Raw genomic sequence first — 18,589 nt, forward strand, 5'->3', positions numbered from 1 at the left:
AGAACGCAAATCCTTTCCAAAGGAATTTCATGGAACTAAGCTAAGTTTACTAAGATTCTTGCAACGACTTGAGAAAATTGATGGGAAGATCTTTGGAGATTGGAGGACTAAGTCACACGGATATGTCCACCAATTCGGTAGGATTGATGGGAAGAATCTCCACAAAATCAGCCTTCGCAAGATAAATCCGCCTACAAAACACCCCTAAATAAATGGTTATAAACTAATTACAAAATACCGTTTCTAAGGGTGATCTCCTTGCGGCTAGAGGTAGAGTGCGTAAATAAGGTCGGACGCCGTGTAGAGCCTCCTAGGTGCCAAATACGAGGTTTACTATTTTTCGCCTAAGTAACCGGAGGCCTACTACCCTTCCCCCTCAAACATCATCGAAAGTCTAAATTTTTGTTACCCTAAAAAGAGGGCAGACCTCTTGGGCTATACGCACGTTGCAGCAGGGCATACGGGGGAGTAATTAGCTCCGAAATTTTCATAATGATAGGCAGAATGCACAAAAAACAAGCCAATAGTTTGTTTTTTAGAACGAAAAAAGATAATTTTAGGGCAAGTTTAATCATCTAAACACCTATTTGGGCTTATGACTAAAAAGGAGTTTCAACTAGAATACACATTTGAGAATGTCTCGGTTGATCGTCTTTGGCGAAGGATTAGCACCGAAAATGGTCTTCGAGATTGGATTACGGGGCAGGTGTCGATACGAGGAGATCGGGTACGCTTCGTGTGGGGAGCAGGAGATGTAGACGAGGCATATATCCATGTCGTAGAGACGGGACGACAAATTAGATATGATTGGATTGGTGAAGATGCCTACTTCGAGCTCAAAATCGTTGCTACGGAGCTAACTGGAGATAAGACACTCGTCATCACAGACTTCTGCGAAGACGGAGATCTAGAGAGTACTGTGGAGATCTGGGAAGTGCAGATCGGAAGGCTAAGGCGGGTAATGGGTCTAAGCCAAATCTAAGAAATGCCCAAGAGGACCAAAACCCTAACCAACAAGAAGAGAGATAGGCCGAGCCTCCACCGGTCGGCTCAGTCTATATAAAGCTAGAGAGAGTAATTAGTTTGCTTAGCTATCGGGGTTGCTACCCACTCACACAAAAATCCTCTACCGCAAAAATCTTTATTACCTTAGAGCAAAATCGGTACTAGCGTGTTATATAGACAAACGGTTTTCTTTAAGGCAATAATGAACTATAAGGTAGATTCCCCCAAGGCAGACGAATTCATCTGCCACGACGAAATACTAGACACATTGGCTTATGCAGAGCAGAATAGAGATAACGCTGCACTTATATCCGACATCATAGACAAATCTGCCGAGGGCAAGGGGCTCTCGCACCGAGAGGCTGCACTGCTACTCGAGTGCAGAGATCCAGAGCTCAAGGCTCGCATCTATGCTATCGCCAAGGCCATCAAGCACCGAATCTATGGCAACCGCATCGTGATGTTCGCCCCTCTCTATCTCTCCAACTACTGCATCAATGGCTGCGTGTACTGCCCATATCACGTCAAGAATAGAACCATACCGAGGAAGAAGCTCAGCCAAGAAGAGATAGAGCGAGAGGTTATCGCCCTACAAAATATGGGGCACAAACGACTTGCCCTAGAGGCTGGCGAGCACCCTACGATGAACTCAATCGACTATATCCTCGAGTCCATACGTACTATATATAGTATTAAGCACAAAAACGGAGCTATCCGCCGAGTGAACGTCAATATAGCTGCCACGACAGTCGAGAACTACCGCAAGCTACACGAGGCCGGCATCGGCACCTATATTCTATTCCAAGAGACCTACCATCGCCCAAGCTACGAGGCACTCCACCCTACGGGTCCCAAGAGCGACTACGCCTACCATACCGAGGCTATGGACCGTGCGATGCAGGGAGGCATAGATGATGTGGGACTAGGTGTCCTATTCGGCCTGAATACTTACAAGTACGACTTCGTTGGTATGCTGATGCATGCCGAGCATCTAGAAGCGAGGTTTGGCGTAGGGCCACACACGGTCAGCGTACCCCGTATTTGTCCTGCCGATGGTGTAGATGCCAATCAGTTTAGCAATGCCATAGATGATGACACGTTTGCCCACATCGTGGCTGTCCTGCGCATTGCTCTACCATACGCTGGTATGATTGTATCCACACGAGAGAGCCAGAAGTCGCGTGAGCGTGTGCTGGAGTTGGGCGTATCCCAAATCAGCGGAGGCTCACGCACGAGCGTAGGAGGCTACGCCCACCACGAAGACCCAGACAAAAGCTCCGCCCAGTTTGAGCTAAGCGACACACGTACTCTGGACGAAATAGTGGCTTGGCTCATGGAGCTGGGCTATATACCAAGTTTCTGTACAGCCTGCTACCGAGAGGGACGCACGGGCGACAGGTTTATGGCTCTGGCCAAAAGCGGTCAGATCGCCAATATCTGTGCGGCAAATGCCCTGATGACCCTGCACGAGTATCTAGAGGACTATGCTAGCGACACGACACGCCAGCACGCACCTAGACTGATCGAGCAAGAGATGCGCTACATACCAAGCGAGCGTATCCGCCAGCGTACCTTGAGCAACATTGAGGAAATCAAAAAAGGCAAGCGGGACTTCCGCTTCTAGCCAAGGTATTTATCCCCTTGGCACCATACAGATTATAGAAAATAGCCTATATTTGCGATACATTATCAAAATATAGAATTAGAAATGCTAAAAACTATTCTCTCTATCTCTGGTAAGTCAGGGCTCTTTCGCCTGCTTAGCCAAGGGAAGAATACGCTGATTGTGGAGTCACTTATAGACGGACGCCGCTCTCCCGTACACGCCAAAGACCGTGTCGTTTCGTTGGGAGATATCACAATGTTTACTCAAGACGAAGACATTGCCCTAAGCGAGGTGCTCACCAAGCTCTATACTCATCAGCAAGGTAAGGCCATCGACTTGGCTGCACTCAAAAGCAACGAAGCCCTAGCCGAGCTATTCGGTCAGGTGATTGAGAACTTCGATCGTGAGCGTGTCTACCCCTCCGACATCAAGAAACTCTTCACTTGGTACAATGTGCTAGTTGCAGCAGGCTTCACGAGCTTCGAAGAGGAGCAAGAAGCTACCACCACTACAGAAGAATAAATGAAATAACTAGGCAAGCCTCAAACGTAAGTGCAAGTACTTCGTTTGGGGCTTTCTTCATTAGTCATATTTAATACCGATCATCATGTTTCAAGGAATGAAGAAGTACCTCCAAGACGAGCTCAAGGCTATCGAGGAGGCTGGACTGTACAAGAAAGAACGCATCATCATCACTCCACAGAGCGCAGACATCAAGGTAGGTGACGGGCAAGAGGTTGTGAACTTCTGTGCCAACAACTACCTCGGTCTATCCGATCACCCACGACTCGTGGCAGCTGCCAAAGCAGCTATGGATAGCCACGGCTTCGGTATGAGCTCCGTGCGCTTCATCTGCGGCACTCAAGATATCCACAAGGAACTGGAGCGTGCAATCTCCGAGTACTTCAAGACAGAGGATACCATTCTCTATGCAGCTTGCTTCGATGCCAACGGAGGAGTTTTTGAGCCACTCTTTGGCCCAGAAGATGCGATTATCAGTGATGCTCTCAATCATGCCTCGATCATTGATGGGGTACGCCTATGTAAGGCTCAGCGCTACCGCTATGCCAATGCGGATATGGCAGACCTAGAGCGTGTGCTACAGGAGGCGCAGTCGGCACGGTTCCGTATCATCGTTACCGATGGCGTCTTCTCCATGGACGGCAACGTAGCTCCTATGGACAAGATCTGCGACCTTGCCGAGAAGTACGATGCTCTGGTTATGGTAGACGAATGCCACTCGGCTGGTGTGGTTGGCCCTACGGGTCGTGGCGTGGCTGAGCAGTTCGACTGCTATGGCCGCATCGACATACACACAGGTACGCTAGGTAAGGCCTTCGGCGGTGGTATCGGTGGCTTCACCACAGGGCCCAAGGAGATTATCGATATGCTCCGTCAGCGCTCTCGCCCCTACCTATTCTCCAACTCAATCCCTCCCGCAGTAGTCGGTGCTGGGCTAGAGGTCTTCCGTATGCTCAAGGAGAGTGATGAGCTACACACCAAGCTGATGGAGAATGTCTGCTACTTCCGTGACAAGATGCTCGAGGCAGGCTTCGACATCAAGCCTACCCAAAGTGCGATCTGTGCCGTGATGCTCTACGATGCCAAGCTCAGCCAAGAGTATGCAGCACGACTGCTCAAGGAGGGTATCTATGTGACGGGCTTCTACTATCCAGTAGTACCCAAGGGTGAGGCACGCATCCGTGTACAGCTCTCGGCAGCACACGACCGCAAGCACCTAGATCATGCGATCGCCGCCTTCATTAAGGTTGGCCGTGAGCTAGGCGTCATCAAATAGGACATACATTATATTGTAGAGAGCGAGCTCTAGGTTCTGTACAAGAGTTACAGGATCTGGGGTTCGCTCTGTCTTTTGTTTGGTTGCATATCTCATAGATTTCTCCGAAATTTGTTTGAGCCTTGTTTTATCCCTAGGCTATAGTTCTTGTGTAGAGATGAAGGAAAAGAAAATAGATAGTAGAGCACGCATATATCGTAGTATGCGCTACCTAGTAGGTACGTTGCGAACCTATACCGATAGGGATACGATGCGCCTTGGGTATGACTGGCTACGGGAGGCATACTCCACGGGAGGCATACAGCATGCTCGTGGTACGACTATCGACGAACATATATCCGCCCTACAGCTCCTCCTAGAGGTTGCGACGATAGCAGGGCAAGAGCTTCATCTAGATGCAGACTCACTGGTAGCCTTACTCTTCTTCCGCCCCGTAGTCGAGGGGCATATAGACGATCGGCAGTTTGAGCAAGCATTCGGACCTCAACCTCTGCGCCTCTTGCAGTTGCTCTCACGAGCCTCGGAGCTATACCTCAGACGAGAGTCTATCAGCAGTGAGAACTTCCACAACCTGCTGCTCTCCATGGCCGAGGACATCAGAGTAGTCCTCCTTATCATTGCCGATAGGCTCTATCGTCTACGCCATGCCAAGTGGCTCTACCAAGAGGAGGATCGTGTCACTCTAGCTGTAGAGATTTCTTTCCTCTACTCGCCCATAGCACATCGCCTAGGCCTATACACCATCAAAGGCGAGATGGAGGACCTATGCCTCAAGTATAGGGATCCCAAGACTTTCGACTTCATCAAGCGCAAGCTCGGCGAAACCAAAACAGCTCGCGATGCCTACATCAGCAGTTTCGTAGATCCGCTCAAGAAACAACTCGACGAGGCTCTCGACGTCCCCTACGAAATGAAAGGGCGAGTCAAGAGCATCAGCTCTATCCACAATAAGCTCCGCAAACAAAACTTCGAGGATATATACGACCTATTCGCCATACGCATCATTCTAGACGTACCCGAGCAAAAGGAGCGTCAGGCATGCTGGCAGGTTTACTCGATCGTTACGGATCTCTATCGCCCCAATCCCGAGCGCCTCAAGGACTGGATCTCCATACCCAAGAGCAACGGGTACGAGAGCTTGCACACCACTGTGATGGGGCCAGACAACAAATGGGTTGAGGTACAGATACGTACCAAGCGCATGGATGCCATTGCCGAGCAAGGTGTAGCGGCGCATTGGCGCTACAAAGGCATCAAGAGCGAGGGAGGGCTAGACGAATTTCTCGCTTCGGTACGAGAAACGCTGGAGGCTGTGCGAGAACACGACCAAACCGACGACAAGCGAGCGATCCTTGAGTCGTCTATGATGACGCTCAAGGCTCAAGAGATCTACGTCTTCACCCCAAAAGGCGAGGTACTCAAGCTCCCCAAAGGAGCTACTATACTAGACTTCGCTTTCGCCATTCACAGCAAAGTAGGCGCCTCGACCGTGTCTGGCAAAGTGAATGGCAAAAACGTATCTATCAAACATCAGCTACGCAATGGCGACTCTGTGGAGGTAATTACGAGCCCTCAGCAGAGCCCTAAACGAGATTGGCTCTCCATTGTCGTCAGCCAGCGAGCACGCAATCGTATTCGTCAGATACTCCGAGCCGAAGAAGAGGCAGGGCTTGATGTGGCCAAAGAGATGATTCAGAGGCGTATTAAGAATAGAAAGCTACCATGGAACGAAGCGCTTTTCATTCGCCTTACCGTCAAGAGAGGCTACAAGGCGCTCAATGACTTTTATCGTGACATCACGCTCGATCGGCTTGACGCCCAAGCCTTCCTAGACTACTACGAGCAGGAGCTCAAAGCCGTCGAGCAAGCACAGCGTGAGGGAGCACCGCTTGGGCAGGCCGTCAGCGCACAGCACTTCACGGGGCTAGTTGATGATGATCAAGAAGCCCTCAAGTCTTCCGCCAAGTCGGACGATGTTTTGGTGATTGATCAGGGCTTATCGGGAGTGGAGTATAGCTTCGCCAAGTGCTGCCAGCCAGTATATGGAGATCAGATCTTCGGTTTCGTCAGCTCAAGAGGCATCAAAATTCACCGAACGGACTGCCCCAATGCTCCAGATATGATTGAGCGCACGGGGCATCGAGTCCTATGCGCCCGCTGGAGTGGTGGTGACGGTCAGGCCGAGGTATACAACATCGAGATTGTCGGCCGAGATGATATTGCCGTCGTGACCAATGTAGTATCTCTAATTAAAAAGGAGAGTCGGGTCAAGCTCCGGAGCTACTCGATAGACTCTGCCGATGGGCTCTTTAGAGGGTCTTTCGTACTCTATGTGGAGGGGCGTGACGGCATTAGCAATTTGATTAAGAAAATTAGAGGCGCAGTAGGCGTCAAGCAAGTAGAACGACTATAATTCAGTAAACTTTTATGGAACATATCGAGAAAGATCTGAGGTATCTGAGATTGCTCTCAAAGCAATTCCCCAGCGCAGCGAGTGCTGCCAGTGAGATCATGAACCTACAGGCTATACTTAACTTGCCCAAAGGAACGGAACACTTCTTGGCGGATATACACGGAGAGTACGAAGCATTTATTCACGTCCTCAAGAATGCTTCGGGGACCATTCGCCGCAAAGTCAATGAGCTATTCGGCGGGCAAATCCGAGAGAATGAGAGGCGTGCTCTATGTACCCTCATCTATTATCCCAAAGAGAGTCTTGAGCGCATTCATCAGAGTGAGCCAGCCATGAGCGAATGGTACGAGGTCGCCCTCAATCGCTTGATCAAGATCTGCCAGAGAGTGAGCGAAAAATACACCCGATCCAAAGTACAGAAAGCACTCCCTCCTCAGTACAGCTATATCCTACAAGAACTCCTCCACGAGGACGGGGTAAATCCTAATAAGTCAGCCTACCTTGATGCGATCATTAAGTCGATCGTAGATACAGGGCAGGCTGATGATTTTATTATCGCTCTCTCCGAAACGATACAGCGTCTGGCTATCGATCACCTACATATCGTAGGCGATATCTACGACCGAGGACCGGGAGCACACATCATCATGGATCGTTTGCTTACGTATCACAACGTAGATATCCAATGGGGTAACCATGATATATTATGGATGGGAGCTTGCGTCGGCAACTCGGCGAGTATGGCCAATGTGGTGCGTATAGCCCTGCGCTATGCCAACCTCAACACGCTAGAGAGTGGCTATGGGATCAATCTACTACCCCTCGCACGCTTCGCTATGGAAACCTATTCAGGAGATCCCTGTGAGAGGTTCAAACCTAAGTCGGGCGACTCTAGCGAAACCTTCGATGACAAGGGGTTGTACCTAATCAGCCAGATGCACAAGGCCATTGCCATTATTCAGTTCAAGCTAGAGGCCGACATCATAGCACGTCACCCCGAGTATCACATGGAGGGGCGCAATCTGCTACACCTGATCAACAAGGAAGCGGGTACGATCACCCTGCCAGACGGCAAAACCTATCCACTACTGGATAGCAACTTCCCAACCATAGACCCTGCCGACCCCTACAAGCTCACAGAGGGAGAGGCTGATGTGGTGCAGCGCCTAATGTACTCCTTCCAACATAGTGAGAAGCTACGTGCCCACATTCGCTTCATGTACAAGAAGGGAGGCATGTATCTAGCGTTCAACCGCAACCTTCTCTTCCATGCATCTATCCCAATGACCAAAAACAAGGGCTTCAAGAAAGTAAACGTTGGTGGCAAGATGTACTCTGGACGTGCCCTAATGGAGCGTGTAGATGAATACGCTCGCTTCGCTCGTCCTAGCTCAAGTGCAGCGCCTGAGCACGAGGACGCCAAAGACTTCATGTGGTATCTATGGTGCGGTCCCGACTCTCCTCTGTTTGATAAATCTGCTATGACAACGCTGGAGCGCTACTTCATCGCCGACAAGGACACCCATAAAGAGCACAAAGGCTACTACTACGTCTACCGTACGGAGAAAGAGGTCTGCGAAACTATCCTTGCGGAGTTTGGTTTAGAAGGCCCCGACACGCACATCATCAACGGACACGTACCCGTAAAGGCGGTTAAGGGCGAAGTTCCCGTTCAGTCTGGAGGTAAGCTGATGCTCATCGACGGAGGCTTTAGCCGTGCCTATCAGTCGAGTACCGGAATCGCTGGTTATACACTCATCTTCAACTCCCATGGTCTGCACCTTGTCAAGCACGAACCTTTCAGCAGTACCAAGGACGCTATTGAAAAGATGGAGGATATCGAGAGCGTTTCTGTCGTGAGGGAGATGAGCGCTCAGCGTGTGCTTGTGCGTGATACAGACTCGGGGAAGGTACTGCTCGAGCAAGTACAAGAGCTCAAGAAACTACTTGATGCTTACAACTTCGGCCTACTGATCGAGAAGGCTTAGGCCTTAGAGATAGGGTAATAAGAAGGGGCTGCGGACAAATTAGTTTTTGCCACAGCCCCTTCTCTTTGTTTTGATTTTAGATTTATCGAAAAATCAAGACTAAAACCTTATCAAAGCACCCTATATTGCGTGCAAAAGCACCTATTACTGGGTGCATTCGCACCCAGTAATAGGTGCAATACGATGCTTTTTCCCCTTCGAAAAATGGCATTAGACGAAACACAATCTGTATAATTTAGAATGCCAACTCTATAGTCTAGATAAGCGGCTATGCCCAAATCGAATTTTGCCATAGTCCACAGACCTTTTTACGGTTCTTCTTGCCAACGCTTGCGCTGCCTCTGAGCCAGAGTTGCCTCCGCTGCACTAGCCTCATTCGGCTGCCAGAATCGCTGACCTTGCAGTCGATCGGGGAGATATTGCTGACGAACAAAGCCTCCCGAATAGTCGTGTGCATACAGATAACCAGCTCCGTAGCCCATCTCTCCCATTAGCTTGGTTGGTGCGTTGCGCAGGTGTAGCGGAACGCTTTGGTTACCCGTCGCCCGCACGCACTCGAGAGCAGCATCTATAGCCCGGTAGGCAGTATTGCTCTTTTCGCTACAAGCTAGATAAATCGTTGCCTCTGCCAGTGGAATGCGTCCCTCGGGCCACCCGATACGCTCCAGAGTTTCAGCACACGCATTCGCTAGGAGCAGAGCATTGGGGTTAGCCAGTCCGACGTCTTCGGCAGCCGAGATCACAAGGCGTCTGGCGATGAAAGAAGGATCCTCGCCTCCCTCGATAAGACGAGCCAGCCAATATAGAGCAGCATCGGGGTCGCTCCCTCTGATGCTTTTGATCAGCGCCGATGCAATGTCGTAGTGTAGCTCTCCCCCCTTGTCGAAAGCAATCGGATTGTCCTGTACCCGACTAGTAACGAGCTCGTTGGTGATGTCGATAGTCGAGGAGGCAGTAGAGAGGACGACCAGCTCTAAGATATTGAGCGCACGCCGTGCATCGCCAGCAGAGAAGCGGAGCAGTGCCTCTGTTTCGCAGAGCGTAATCTTGCGCTGTTTGAGCATGTCATCCGTCCGAATGGCATGCTCGATGAGGCTGATGATGTCTTCGTCCGATAGAGGCTGCAGCGTATAGACTTGGCAACGAGAGAGCAGAGGGCGGATGACTTCGAAGCTCGGGTTCTCGGTCGTAGCTCCAATGAGAGTTATGACTCCTCTCTCTACCGCAGAGAGTAGAGAATCCTGCTGATTTTTGGAGAAGCGGTGAATCTCGTCGATGAATAGAATCGGACGTGCCGACGAGCCGAATAGCCCCGACTGCTCGGTGCGTACCTGCTCGAGCACCTCACGGACGTCCTTGACGCCAGAGTTGATGGCACTCAAGGTATAGAATGGTACACCAAGGCTCTGGGCGAGAATCTCGGAGAGCGTAGTCTTGCCCACTCCTGGAGGCCCCCAAAAGATAATCGAGGGCAGACGTCCCTGATCTAGCATACGCCTCAGCGATCCCTCGGGCCCGACAAGGTGCTTCTGGCCAAAGTAGCCGTCTAGGCTACTGGGGCGCATACGTTCGGCTAGAGGTTTGGTGCTATTGGAGGTATCCATAATCAAACTCTAGGCGATTAGCAACACTCCATGCCACAGCTCTCGCCTTGTGGATCTAGCTCTATGGTCAGATGCTCAAGCCCATGATGGTCGTGAGCAATGTGCCTAACCTCATGCTTCAGCTCGTTGAGTGCCTTAGGATCGCCACATAGCTCAAGGCTGTGAACGACGTGTAGCGAAGCGATATGCTCTTGCCCATTGAGCGTCCAGACGTGTACATCGTGTACATCGACCACATGCTCGAGCTCCTTGACTTCTCGAATAAAAGACTCCGTATCAACGCCCTCGGGTACACCCTGCAGGAGGATGCGGAAGTTGTCCCTGAGGTTGAAGTAGACGTTATAGAGAATCCAAGCGGTAATCGCTAGAGAGAGTAGTGGGTCTAAGATGGGTAAGTGGACGAAGTGCATCACGATGCTGACGATGAGTACCGCCGCCCAGCCGAGCACATCTTCTAGCAGGTGCAGCTGTATAGAGCGCTCACTAAGTGAATGCCCCCCGCTCATACGCCAAGCGGCTACGCCATTGATGACTAGGCCGAAGATAGCGAGGAAGAGCATGCCTCGAGCATTAGGCATCTCAGGCGAAAAAAGTCGCTCGATAGAAGCCTGAATAACGAAGAACGAACCCACCAGCAGAATGAGAGAAATCATCAATGCCGATAGCAGAGAGAAGCGCTTGTAGCCGTAGCTGAATGCTTTGTCTCGTCCTCGACCAGATACTTTCTCTAGATACCAAGCTAGTCCTAGAGAGATTGAGTCGCCGAAGTCGTGTAGGGCGTCCGACAGTATAGCGACGCTCCCTGTGATAATCCCCCCGACTAACTCGATGATAGAGAATGACAGGTTGAGCAAGAAGGCGAAAAGAATATTCCCCTCGGCATTGTGATGGTGGTGATGATGATGGTGGTGATGCCCATGTTCATGGGTATGATGATGCCCACCATGGTGGTGATGATGTCCCATTGTTTTGGCAATTATAGTAAGCACAGAATAATAAGACAAACGTACACAAAATATCGTGTATCACGGCTCATAGACCTTAGGAATTTAGCTACAAGAGATATACATACGCGATCTGTCGATAGTTCCTTTACTATGATTTACTCTGCTAGACCCATTGATTTCTGTCTAACCTAGAGATAAAAGTCAGAATTAGGCTCAACAATTCTTTGGAGCAAGCTTAGCTCTATATAGAGCAAACTTATCTCTACGTAAAGCAAGACGATCTCTATATAGAGCTAAGCTTGCTCTAGAAACTGTCGTCGAGAAGCGCAATGAATTACAAGCCAGATTAGAAGTCTTGGATAGCCTTGACCAACTAAGACATTGAAGGTAAGAGTCAGATAAATAAGTTGCCATAACAAAGATAATCTGCAATCAATGTGGTTTTTCGGGGTAAAAACACTACCTTTGCAGTCGCTTTGCGCAATCTCTGTCGGGATATTTAGAGAGACCCGTTATATTGCGTTTAGTTTAGTACTAATCAAAATAAGCAAATAAAGACAATGGACTTTATTAAAATCGTAAACGAGGCTTTTGCTACTGGTAAGCAGCATCCAGCCTTCCGCAGTGGCGACACGATCACTGTAGACTATCGCATTAGCGAGGGTGGTAAAGAACGTATCCAGCGCTACCGTGGTGTGGTTATCCGCATCAGTGGTCATGGCGAAAAGAAGCACTTCACCGTGCGCAAGATGTCCGAAGGTGTAGGTGTAGAGCGTATCTTCGCTCTAGAGAGCCCATTCATCGACAAGATCACAGTAGAGAAGTATGGTAAGGTACGTCGTGCTAAGCTCTACTATCTACGTGCACTCACAGGCAAGAAGGCTCGCATCAAGGAGCGCCGTGTGAACATCGCTAAGTAAGCCCTTACGATCAAGCCATAGAGGCCTACGAGCTTCTGCATATAGCCGCAAGAGTTAATGCTCCTGCGGCTATTGTGTTTTCGTCAAAAGGGTACTCACATTTTATGCCCTACAACATACGCTATGGGGTGTGCACCCAAACTCAGTTTTGGCGCACACCCCATAACTCTATTGTATTTGTCCTCTAAAGAGGAATTGAGAAGTTCTCGTTTTACAGTTCTTCGCCCTCCTCGAAGTCTTCAATCTCCCCCTTGATAGATAGGGATACCAGCAGGCTCTGCAGATTATTGAGATTCACTTCTTCTGCGACAGGAGCAGCATAGCTCTCTCTGACAATGATATTGATCGTACTCATATCTTAGGTCTTATATCTTAATCTATTAATCATTAATTCTTTGGATGCTTCTTAAACAATCGCACAGGTAGCTTATAGGTATTTACCATGAAATATCCTCCACGTACAAAATTTGCGGTCATTGTTGTCCGAGATCCGCTTGATGTATTATTAGTAGGTGTCAAGGTGGACCAATAATAGTACTCAATGAGATTTGAAGCTCCTGCTTGAGCGACTAAATGTCCACTGCTAGTTAGCGCACGCACAGCAGGGAAAGTAAGTTTGTAGACCTTATTTTCACTTCGCTTATTATTCCACCAAGCATCATTGGATATAGTACTTAGTGGCGTTGATACCACATCTTCACCAAGATATACTACCTCAATGACTAGGTGGTGAGTCATGCTTTTTCTGTCTTCCCATGTATCATGTTGACCGATACGGTGAAATCTATATGCGCAGGCCATGCTGTTATCTGGTGCGGAAGCATAGAAACGGTTGCCATCTTCAATGAAGATACGCTTCTCAATGTCTAGGCATTGCTCTTGTTTCATAAATCGTAGAGCATAAACTACCGCATCCCCATCTTTGGTGGAGGTGTTTAGGTAGAAAGGTAACGAATACTCCGATGTGTAATTTCGAGATAGCTGATTGTTGCCTGTATCATCCCCTACTTTCATATGTTCAGAACACTTTGTTCTAAGTGGATTAATTGCAGTGTGGGGATTAGGAAATCTTCCTGTATAGCTTGTGCCATCCCAGTTGAAACCTATGTTTTCTAAGCTTCTTTTTTCTTCATAAGGAGCAGGAAATATACCCCACCAATCATCTAACTCGGGGATTCTATATTTGCTTTTTAGAGTGATTTTCTGCCCATTTGTATCAATAATTTCTTGGTTTCTAATATCTCTATTAGGGGAACTTTTTATTGAAACTTCCTCCCAGTGATAGAAGCCGCTACGGTTATTTAAGTGCCCATGTTCATCAGTCGTGCCATCTGGTTTACGATTGGCAAAGCGTAGCTCCCCTTCATCTCCGATGTAGTTTTGGTCATCTTTGTCTCTGTCGGATATTACAGTTACCGAAGATCCTCCCGCAAGATTATATTCTGCGACATATTCAATTGGAAGGTAAACAGGCTTACTGACATTTGTCGAAATGAGGTGTATACGGCCACTTCTGGCATTTTTGCCCTTGGCTTTGTAGTCTGTGAAGAAAGCTTGAGTCAATGAAGTTTCCCCTGTAGTTTCACCGCGCATGACCACAAATGTTCTCACAATGTCATTATCTCGAGGCATTACCCATGCGTAATAATACTTATTTGTTTTTTCTCCATGTTTAAGTACAGGCTTTTCCCCAAGTAATGTATAGGTCATTGTTGATCCACATGCTTCAGGAATCCACCTTGGCATACCCCCAACGATAGGTTCTGTATTGAGGGTAAACTTACCTTGATCACCGAAGTCATTACTTGATACAGTAAAACCACTAGGGGTAAAGGATGGCTTCGTTGCATCTTCCTGCTTGTTGCCTAGCTGATACTTGATGAAGGCTCCCTGAGGTCTGAAGGTTACCAAAGGTGTTACGTAAGCTTCCTTATATGAGTTACCTTCCTTCTCGCCCGCTACGTGTAGCTCTAGCTCCGTCCATGGGAAAGCATAGGGAATGTCGTAGGCCCCCAGTTCATCGTTCAGATTAGAAACGGCTTTAAGATCTTTAGTTGGGCTGACAATGACAGTATGGTCTGATGATCCTAAAGAACCACCAATCATGCCAGTAACGTACCATTTGCGCCCCCCTTCGTGATTAAAGTCGGAGAGCGGAAACTCGTTGCCTTCATATCCGTGCTTGAGTTGTAGAGTTTTTGTCTCGGCATCGTATATCCAATTGACTGTCTTAGCTGCGATAGCACCATTGCTGCCCTTAATCATCGTGTGTACGGGCACCTTCTGCTTGTCGGTGAAGATCGGCATGGGTACAAGCTGTCCCTTACCATTCTTGCGCAAATCATAGTCAAGTGCCCTAAAGCTTTCGTCCTCAACCAATAGCGACATAGACAAAGATACTGAGTGAGTGTTCTCATCGACCTGCGAGGTTGGCTCGTCAAGTCTAGAGGTGTCCTTGCTACACCCTGTAGCCAAGGAGAGAGATAGGAGGAATATCGCACATACCCCCAACCCTTTACCAATTTTCCCTACTAAATTAACCATAAAACATAAAAATATTTGACATACTATTAACATTAGAATGCCAAGAAGCTAAGGCTCTTGACACAAGAGTCTTGAAGAGGACAGACATCAACAACGAAAAAAAACACAAGTTGCTAATACCTATAAACTTGTATAATTTCTTTGCAAAATATCAGGAAAATTTATGGTATACCCTCCCCCTGAATAAATTCAATCCTAACCATAATATTTCCCAGTGTCCAACCGACAAATTTGGGTCAAAGATAGCAAATTGACGTGTACTGAAAAAAGTTGACAGTTGGGCGGGATCGTTCTACAATTGGTTTACTGGTTCTTTCTATAATTCTAGATTAGGTTGACAGCCCTTACCNTGACGTGTACTGAAAAAAGTTGACAGTTGGGCGGGATCGTTCTACAATTGGTTTACTGGTTCTTTCTATAATTCTAGATTAGGTTGACAGCCCTTACCCTTAGGTCTAATTTCGGTTGACACGAGTAAAGTTAGCTTTTTGTCTGACATTCATTCTTCGGTATAGCTCGGGGGCAATCTCCGGCCAATGTTCGATCCTTGCCAGTAAGGGATTTTCAGACTCCGGTGCAATGACTTGTATAGGCGTTTTCGCCCTTAGAGCTTGATGTGGACGCGCCTCGTTGTACATGCGCACGGCTCGGTCTACAGAAAGGAGTGCTTGATCAAAAGATTGTTTCCAAGAGGAGATGTGCCATGAGTTCTTGAGCGTATTGTTCATCCGCTCGGCCAATGCATTATGTAGAGGATCTCCCGTCTGAGTCATACTGATGCGCCAGCCTCGCCCATGCAACAGATCGGTGTAACTCTTACTGGCATACTGAATGCCTCGGTCGCTATGATGAATCATATTGGTCGTATCAATTTGATGTTGATCGTAGAAAGCAAAGGCTTGATGCAGAGCATTCAAACAGCCTTCAACTTCCAGGGTCGGATGTAAGCAATACCCTACGATACAGCGACTATAGGCATCGGTCAGTAGGGAGAGATAGGCAAACCCATCTTGGTAAGCCACGTAGGTGATGTCTGCTACGAGGAGTTCCCCCGGCCTTTGAGGCACAAACTTAGGCTCTGTATTGAGCAGGTCTTCATACTTGTAGAGCCTATGCCGAGAGTTGGTTGTCCGAGGGCGCACAGACCGTTTGCGTAGCATCATACCATGGCGTCTGAGTAGTGCACAAAAGCGATCGCGGCCAAGCGTAAACTTGGGGCCGAAGTATTGCTGACAAAGCACCATGAGCTCTCGGAAGCCGGCTTGGGGTAGGTGCTCTGCTTGTCTTAAGTGCCAACAATATTGGATGATACTACTGCACAGAACATCCTCCTCGTGCCTAGCTAAATAGTTGAGATGACGTTTATAAAAGGCCTGACGGCTGAAGCCAAGCAGTTCGCAGAGCCGAGCAATGTGATGGCTACGCTCCGGCTCTGATAAACGGTGAACTACTTGGCTTCGGAGTTTTTTCGTATCCGGATGCCGTAGGTTTCTTCTGCCAACTCAACAAGTAGCTTATAGGCTTGATGCCCTAGTTCTTCTCGCTTGAGACGACTCTTGAGGACACGATTCTCTTTACGTAGTTGCTCTAACTCTTCTTTTTCATTGAGTGTCAGCTCACTCTGGGGGGATTGGGACGCTTTCATTGGGACTGGATGAACTTTATCTTCGAGTCCAAATTTACGAAGCCATTGAGGAATAAGACCACGACTGATGCCATATTTCCTTCCAATGGCACCTTGGCTCTGTTCCCCAGAGAGGTAATCCTCTAGGATGGCAAGGCGTTCAAAGTTGCTTAAATGTTTGCCCATAATGGATACTGGTTGCATCCCGCCCAACTGTCAACTTTTTTCAGTACACGTCACTATACAGGGAAAACTTGTGCCCCAAGACCCTAATGACGAACCAGCAAGCGTATTGCTCGAAAAGATTCGTCAGGAAAAAGAACGCTTGATCAAAGAGAAAAAAATCAAGCGAGACAAGAACGCATCCATTATTTACCGTGGTGAGGACAATTCCTATTATGAGAAGTTCGCAGACGGAAAGGTGGTTTGTATAGATGACGAAATACCATTTGAGATACCTGAGAGCTGGCAATGGGAGCGTTGGGGAAATTTGTCTCATTCGATTCAATATGGATATAACGCTCCTGCAGAAGAATCGGGTGATATAAGGATGGTGCGCATAAGTGACATTCAAGACGGTGAAGTTTTATGGGTAAAAGTTCGATTCTGCCATATAAACAAAAGTGATATTGATACATATTTGCTTCAAAAAGGTGATATATTGTTTGCAAGAACAGGAGGGACAGTAGGCAAATCTTTCCTTGTAGGTGATGTTCCTTACCCATCTATTTATGCAGGATATCTCATCAGAACAAGATATAGTGAGACCATTGCACGGTATTTTGCCTCTTTTCGGTTAGACATATTGCATATATCCCTGATTATTAATATCTTTAATATGTAATTAACTGTATCGACATGGCAACCAAACCAACCGAACAAGCTCCGAGCTTCCTACAAGTATATACTCAGGTTCGTCGCGACCGTATGAAGCACTCCTTTCTCCGCCAAATCAATGCTTGCGTTGATTGGCGAGGTATGCGCACGCTGCTGAACAAGAAGTACACCAAGACACAGAATGCCGTAGGTAACCCCGCCTACGATGCCTTGCTGATGTTCAAGATCCTTTTGCTAGAGACATGGTATGGTTTGAGCGATTATGAGGTTGAGGAACGCATCAATGACTCACTGCTTTTCAGCGAATTCCTGGGCTTAGACCTTGGCTATCCCTCTCCCGATCATAGCACCATCAGTCGCTTTCGCTCGGAGCTAACGCGTCTAGGGATTATGGATAAACTCCTTCGAGAGCTGAACAAGCAGTTCAAGAAACATGGCATTAGCCGCATTGACCAAGGCGCCATTGTGGATGCGAGCATTGTAGACAGCCCTTATGCCCCTGATGGTAGCNTTCAAGAAACATGGCATTAGCCGCATTGACCAAGGCGCCATTGTGGATGCGAGCATTGTAGACAGCCCTTATGCCCCTGATGGTAGCGTGGTCATAGAAGTGGCCGAGGATAGAGAGGATACTCGCTCGCAGGAGGCGTTGGATCAAGAGGAGGCTTATCAGTATGAACTCAGAAGTGGTAAGCCCGGTGTTGATGCAGAGGCTCGTTGGGTGCGCAAAGGCAAGCATTATCGGTATGGGTATAAGAAACACGTGCTTACCGATGAGCAAGGCTTAGTAGAAGCCCTGATTACAACCCCGGCTAATTGTGCNGGGTATAAGAAACACGTGCTTACCGATGAGCAAGGCTTAGTAGAAGCCCTGATTACAACCCCGGCTAATTGTGCAGATACGGTTGCTTTGCCCGCCTTGATCGAGAAATCCGAGTTGTCATCAGGGGTAAGTGTGCTAGCCGACAAAGGCTATTGTAGCAAAAAGAATTCGGAGTACTTAGCTGGTCGTGGCTTGGTGGACGGCATTATGCTCAAGGCTATTCGTGGGAAGACTCTTAACGAGAGTCAGAAGGCATTCAATCGTGTGATCAGTAAGACAAGGTGCTTGATAGAGCGGACCTTTGGCAGTATTCGTCGGTGGTTCTTGGGGGGACGCTGTCGCTACCGAGGGTTAGAGCGAACGCATACACAGAATATTCTTGAAGCTATGGCGTACAATCTCAAACGTATGCCAGGGCTGCTTGTGCTTGAAGGTGTCAAATAACCGTAAAATCCCCATCCCTGAGGGAAATTTCCCTCA

At 48.3% G+C, this 18,589-nt stretch carries 12 protein-coding genes and 2 pseudogenes; 9 read left to right on the forward strand and 5 right to left on the reverse strand.

Going from position 1 to position 18,589, the window contains the following annotated elements; all coding sequences use genetic code 11:
* The first annotated feature begins 595 nt into the window (after window positions 1-595).
* The 6 genes from HQ41_RS09385 to HQ41_RS06995 all read left to right on the forward strand — a co-directional run bounded on the left by HQ41_RS09385 (window position 596) and on the right by HQ41_RS06995 (window position 8,810).
* Window positions 596-982 carry an START-like domain-containing protein gene (locus HQ41_RS09385; RefSeq protein WP_052405337.1) on the forward strand — a complete coding sequence of 129 codons (387 nt, stop codon included), beginning with the start codon at window positions 596-598 and terminating at the stop codon, window positions 980-982.
* A gap of 225 nt (window positions 983-1,207) precedes the next feature.
* The gene (hydG, locus tag HQ41_RS06975) at window positions 1,208-2,629 is read left to right on the forward strand and encodes a [FeFe] hydrogenase H-cluster radical SAM maturase HydG (protein ID WP_044189715.1); all 1,422 of its coding nucleotides are present in this window, start codon (window positions 1,208-1,210) and stop codon (window positions 2,627-2,629) included.
* 84 nt (window positions 2,630-2,713) lie between these two features.
* Window positions 2,714-3,133, forward strand: a complete 420-nt coding sequence (locus HQ41_RS06980) for a DUF5606 domain-containing protein (RefSeq protein ID WP_044189717.1) — start codon at window positions 2,714-2,716, stop codon at window positions 3,131-3,133.
* 85 nt (window positions 3,134-3,218) lie between these two features.
* On the forward strand, window positions 3,219-4,409 hold the full coding sequence (gene kbl, locus HQ41_RS06985) for a glycine C-acetyltransferase (protein ID WP_044189719.1): 1,191 nt from the start codon (window positions 3,219-3,221) through the stop codon (window positions 4,407-4,409).
* A 157-nt stretch (window positions 4,410-4,566) separates the two neighbouring features.
* Window positions 4,567-6,822 (forward strand): bifunctional (p)ppGpp synthetase/guanosine-3',5'-bis(diphosphate) 3'-pyrophosphohydrolase, encoded by a 2,256-nt coding sequence (locus HQ41_RS06990; RefSeq protein WP_044189721.1) that lies wholly within the window; start codon window positions 4,567-4,569, stop codon window positions 6,820-6,822.
* Window positions 6,823-6,836: 14 nt separating this feature from the next.
* A complete protein-coding gene (locus tag HQ41_RS06995; protein WP_044189723.1) occupies window positions 6,837-8,810 on the forward strand; it encodes a fructose-bisphosphatase class III in 1,974 nt (657 codons plus the stop codon).
* A gap of 308 nt (window positions 8,811-9,118) precedes the next feature.
* On the opposite strand, the gene HQ41_RS07000 is transcribed toward HQ41_RS06995, so the two are convergent.
* Window positions 9,119-10,414, reverse strand: coding sequence for a replication-associated recombination protein A (locus HQ41_RS07000; RefSeq protein WP_044189725.1), 1,296 nt, complete (start codon window positions 10,412-10,414; stop codon window positions 9,119-9,121).
* 17 nt (window positions 10,415-10,431) lie between these two features.
* Complete coding sequence (locus HQ41_RS07005) at window positions 10,432-11,379, reverse strand: cation diffusion facilitator family transporter (protein ID WP_044189727.1); 948 nt, start codon at window positions 11,377-11,379, stop codon at window positions 10,432-10,434.
* A 542-nt stretch (window positions 11,380-11,921) separates the two neighbouring features.
* On the opposite strand from HQ41_RS07005, the gene rplS reads away from it, so the two are divergent.
* Entirely contained in the window at window positions 11,922-12,281 is a 360-nt protein-coding gene (gene rplS / locus HQ41_RS07010; protein WP_044189729.1) for a 50S ribosomal protein L19, read from the forward strand.
* 211 nt (window positions 12,282-12,492) lie between these two features.
* Here rplS and HQ41_RS09740 read toward each other — a convergent pair whose 3' ends face one another.
* The 3 genes from HQ41_RS09740 to HQ41_RS09515 form a co-directional block, all read right to left on the reverse strand.
* Window positions 12,493-12,636, reverse strand: coding sequence for a hypothetical protein (locus HQ41_RS09740; RefSeq protein ID WP_161780593.1), 144 nt, complete (start codon window positions 12,634-12,636; stop codon window positions 12,493-12,495).
* A gap of 32 nt (window positions 12,637-12,668) precedes the next feature.
* Entirely contained in the window at window positions 12,669-14,546 is a 1,878-nt protein-coding gene (locus tag HQ41_RS07015) for a hypothetical protein (protein WP_235316929.1), read from the reverse strand.
* Window positions 14,547-15,280: 734 nt separating this feature from the next.
* Window positions 15,281-16,653, reverse strand: a protein-coding gene (locus tag HQ41_RS09515) for an IS3 family transposase (RefSeq protein WP_152567365.1) whose coding sequence is annotated in 2 segments (ribosomal slippage) — window positions 15,281-16,296 and window positions 16,296-16,653 — 1,374 coding nt in all. Because the reading frame shifts where the segments join, the coding sequence is not laid out codon by codon here.
* Between HQ41_RS09515 and HQ41_RS09975 the strand changes: the two are divergent.
* Both HQ41_RS09975 and HQ41_RS09980 read left to right on the forward strand, forming a co-directional pair.
* A pseudogene (locus tag HQ41_RS09975) lies at window positions 16,637-16,931 on the forward strand (hypothetical protein); the annotation flags it as partial. The gene HQ41_RS09515 and the pseudogene HQ41_RS09975 sit on opposite strands and share 17 nt — an antisense overlap.
* Window positions 16,932-17,307: 376 nt before the next feature.
* A pseudogene (locus tag HQ41_RS09980) lies at window positions 17,308-18,553 on the forward strand (IS5 family transposase).
* Window positions 18,554-18,589: the final 36 nt, after the last annotated feature.

This window comes from Porphyromonas sp. COT-290 OH860, assembly GCF_000768935.1.
GTDB lineage: Bacteria > Bacteroidota > Bacteroidia > Bacteroidales > Porphyromonadaceae > Porphyromonas.

What these genes read in the sequence shown, in the direction of transcription:
- HQ41_RS09385 (WP_052405337.1), top strand. Translation starts at nt 596, where the DNA reads ATGACTAAAAAGGAGTTTCAACTAGAATACACATTTGAGAATGTCTCG.
- hydG (WP_044189715.1), top strand. Translation starts at nt 1,208, where the DNA reads ATGAACTATAAGGTAGATTCCCCCAAGGCAGACGAATTCATCTGCCAC.
- HQ41_RS06980 (WP_044189717.1), top strand. Translation starts at nt 2,714, where the DNA reads ATGCTAAAAACTATTCTCTCTATCTCTGGTAAGTCAGGGCTCTTTCGC.
- kbl (WP_044189719.1), top strand. Translation starts at nt 3,219, where the DNA reads ATGTTTCAAGGAATGAAGAAGTACCTCCAAGACGAGCTCAAGGCTATC.
- HQ41_RS06990 (WP_044189721.1), top strand. Translation starts at nt 4,567, where the DNA reads ATGAAGGAAAAGAAAATAGATAGTAGAGCACGCATATATCGTAGTATG.
- HQ41_RS06995 (WP_044189723.1), top strand. Translation starts at nt 6,837, where the DNA reads ATGGAACATATCGAGAAAGATCTGAGGTATCTGAGATTGCTCTCAAAG.
- HQ41_RS07000 (WP_044189725.1), bottom strand. Translation starts at nt 10,414, where the DNA reads ATGGATACCTCCAATAGCACCAAACCTCTAGCCGAACGTATGCGCCCC.
- HQ41_RS07005 (WP_044189727.1), bottom strand. Translation starts at nt 11,379, where the DNA reads ATGGGACATCATCACCACCATGGTGGGCATCATCATACCCATGAACAT.
- rplS (WP_044189729.1), top strand. Translation starts at nt 11,922, where the DNA reads ATGGACTTTATTAAAATCGTAAACGAGGCTTTTGCTACTGGTAAGCAG.
- HQ41_RS09740 (WP_161780593.1), bottom strand. Translation starts at nt 12,636, where the DNA reads ATGAGTACGATCAATATCATTGTCAGAGAGAGCTATGCTGCTCCTGTC.
- HQ41_RS07015 (WP_235316929.1), bottom strand. Translation starts at nt 14,546, where the DNA reads ATGATTAAGGGCAGCAATGGTGCTATCGCAGCTAAGACAGTCAATTGG.